Here is a 2,619-nt window from a genome sequence, read left to right as displayed (position 1 = left end):
CCCGACGGCACCCGGCAGGTCCTGGCCAGCCTCGCCGAGGGCACCGTTCCCCTGGCCGACCTCGGTGTCCCCGGCAGCGAGGACACCAGGCCACGCCGGGGGCCTGGCCGGTGAGGGCGGTCCGGATCCGGTCGACGACCTCGGGGCGGTAGGCGACGTACACTCCGGCGCCCGCCACCACGGCGACCACGGTGAACGCGGCGATCCGCCTCCGGCGGCGCCGGGAACGCGGCGGGCGCGCCTGCCCCCGCCTGGCCGCCCTGCTCATCCTCCGGCGTTCTTCCTGGCTGATCTGGGCGGTGAGCGCGGCGAAACGCCGGTCTATGTCATCTATGTCAGACACTTGGGGGGTGCTCCGAGGGATGTGCATGAGAGACGGTTGATCCACATGATGTACGGCTTCCGGGTGATCCGGGTAGTCGGCTCGGGCGGATGCGGGGGCGGTCCGCCGGGCGGATACCGTTTAGCCATGAACAGCAGGCAGCAGCCCCGTTGGACCCAGACCTGGCTCGGCGGCGTCAGGTCGGCCGGAGTCGACCTGGGCTACCCGGGGGAACGGCTCGGCCTGCCCCAGGAGGGCAGCGGCGCGGTCGCCGGGTTCGGCCGCCGGATCGGCGCCATCGTGATCGACTGGCTGATCTGCACCTGGGCCATCGCGCAGGGGCTCCTGCGGGTGAACCCGGCCGAACAGGGCTGGGTCCCGCTCGCGATCTTCGCGGTGGAATACATCGTGCTGGTGGGCACCATGGGCATGACCTTCGGCATGCGGCTGTTCGGCATCCGGGTCGCCGCGCTCGGCGGCGGACGCCCGGGTCTGGTGGCGGTGCTGGTCCGGACCCTGCTGCTGTGCCTGGCCGTACCGGCCCTCATCTGGGACCGCGACCAGCGGGGCCTGCACGACCGGGCGGCGAACACCGTGGTCGTGCGCCTGTAGGTCCGCGGGGCGCCAAAAGCGGTCCGGACAGACGGACGACGGACAGACGGACAGACGGACAGGCGGGCGGAGCGGCGGGGCTCAGGCCCGCCGCACGCAGGTGAAGATCGCGGTGCCCGGCAGGTGACGGCCGCGCAGCGGGCTCCAGCCGCCCCACTCGCGGTCGTGGCCGTCGGGCCACTCGGGTTCGGTCAGCCCCTCGACGGACAGACCCGAGGTGACGATGAGCCCGATCCAGTCGGCCATCGTGCGGTGGTGCTCGACGTAGGACGGCCGCCCGTCGTCGCCGATCTCCACATACGGCGAGCGGTCGAAGTAGGACCGGTCGGCGGTCAGCCCGCGGGGGCCCGGATCGTCGGGGAAGGCCCAGCGGACCGGGTGGCTGACGGAGAAGACCAGACGGCCGCCGGGGCGCAGCACCCGGCGGGTCTCGGCGAGCACGGCCGCCGCGTCGGCCACGAACGGCAGCGCGCCGAAGGCCGAGCAGACCAGGTCGAACGACCCGTCGGCGAAGGGCAGGGCCTCGGCGTCGGCCTGGACCACCGGGAGCGGCGCGCCGGCGTCGAGGTCGATCCGGCGGGAGTGCTGGAGCTGCCGGAAGGACAGGTCGAAGGCCGCCACCCTGGCCCCCTGCCCGATCAGCCACCGTCCGCACTGTCCGGCGCCGCAGCCGATCTCCAGGACGTCTCTGCCGGCGACGTCGCCCAGCAGGCGGGCGTCGGCCTCGTCGAGGCCCTCCGGGCACCAGACGAAGCCCGAGTCACGGAGGAACTCCCCGTGCTCGGCCTGGTATTCGTCCGCGGCGCCGTCCCACCAGCCGCGGTTGGCCCGGGAGGTGCCGGCGGCGTCCACCTGACGCCGGTCGACTCCTGCGAGGTCCATCAGCGCATCTTCGGGCGGGGCATCCGCGCCCCGCGGGGCAGCGGGCCCTTGGGCATCGGCAGCGTCTGCGGGAGGGCCTTGAGACGGTTGTTGATCTCGTAGACCGCGGGCTTCTTGAGGTTGCGGGGCAGCTTCATCAGGTGGCGCTGCAGCTTGGCCAGGGGGATCTGTCCCTCGCCGTCACCGGACTGGATGTCGTAGACCGGGACGTCGAGCGCGACCCGCTGGACCCGCTTCTTCTCGGCCACCAGCATCTTCTGCACGCGGCTGCCCGGTCCCTCCGAGACCAGGACGATGCCGGGGTAGCCGACCACGCGGTGCACGATGTCCTGGTCGCGGTTGACCGCGACGGCCGGGGTGACCTCCCAGTTGCCGCGCATGCCCTGCAGGATCGCGGCGGCGGCGCCGACCTGGCCGTGCAGCATCGAATACTGCGACTTCTGGGCGATCTGGCCGAACACCACCAGGCCGACCGTGAGGGCCAGCATGATCCCGATGACGAGCAGGTACCAGAACAAGCCCGTGACCAGGCCGATCACTATGAACAGCGCGAGCGTGCCGAGCGCCGACGCGTAGACGATCGGCATCCCCTTGGGGTTGGCCTCCTTGATGATCTGAGCGATCATGCGGAGTTGCTTGATGCGCCCCGGGCGCTCTGGGTCTTCGGGCTTCTTGGCCATGTTCTGAAGGATACAAATCCATGGGTCAGCGGCGGACGGTGTATTCGACGCGGATGGGGACTTCGTCGAGGAGCTGGGTGACGAGGTCGGCGAGGTCTTCGGCGTACGGCACGGTCAGGCTCC

The 2,619-nt window shown here is 71.5% G+C and carries 3 protein-coding genes; 1 reads left to right on the top strand and 2 read right to left on the bottom strand.

Annotated elements, in window-relative coordinates:
* Positions 1-469 precede the first annotated feature (469 nt).
* The gene (locus tag ACWDS7_RS47830; RefSeq protein WP_306857532.1) at positions 470-934 is read left to right on the top strand and encodes an RDD family protein; all 465 of its coding nucleotides are present in this window, start codon (positions 470-472) and stop codon (positions 932-934) included.
* 81 nt (positions 935-1,015) lie between these two features.
* Here the strand turns inward: ACWDS7_RS47830 and ACWDS7_RS47825 are convergent, their stop codons facing one another.
* Together ACWDS7_RS47825 and ACWDS7_RS47820 are read right to left on the bottom strand one after the other, a co-directional pair.
* Positions 1,016-1,816 (bottom strand): class I SAM-dependent methyltransferase, encoded by an 801-nt coding sequence (locus tag ACWDS7_RS47825; RefSeq protein ID WP_306857534.1) that lies wholly within the window; start codon positions 1,814-1,816, stop codon positions 1,016-1,018.
* The gene (locus tag ACWDS7_RS47820; protein ID WP_306857536.1) at positions 1,816-2,496 is read right to left on the bottom strand and encodes a DUF4191 domain-containing protein; all 681 of its coding nucleotides are present in this window, start codon (positions 2,494-2,496) and stop codon (positions 1,816-1,818) included. Before ACWDS7_RS47820 ends, ACWDS7_RS47825 begins: the two co-directional genes overlap by 1 nt.
* Positions 2,497-2,619 lie beyond the last annotated feature (123 nt).

This window comes from Streptosporangium sp. NPDC003464 (assembly GCF_053588315.1).
This window is presented reverse-complemented; position numbering and strand designations above follow the sequence as displayed.

Coding starts and splice junctions, on each gene's coding strand:
- ACWDS7_RS47825 (WP_306857534.1), bottom strand. CDS start 1,816: ATGGACCTCGCAGGAGTCGACCGGCGTCAGGTGGACGCCGCCGGCACC.
- ACWDS7_RS47820 (WP_306857536.1), bottom strand. CDS start 2,496: ATGGCCAAGAAGCCCGAAGACCCAGAGCGCCCGGGGCGCATCAAGCAA.
- ACWDS7_RS47830 (WP_306857532.1), top strand. CDS start 470: ATGAACAGCAGGCAGCAGCCCCGTTGGACCCAGACCTGGCTCGGCGGC.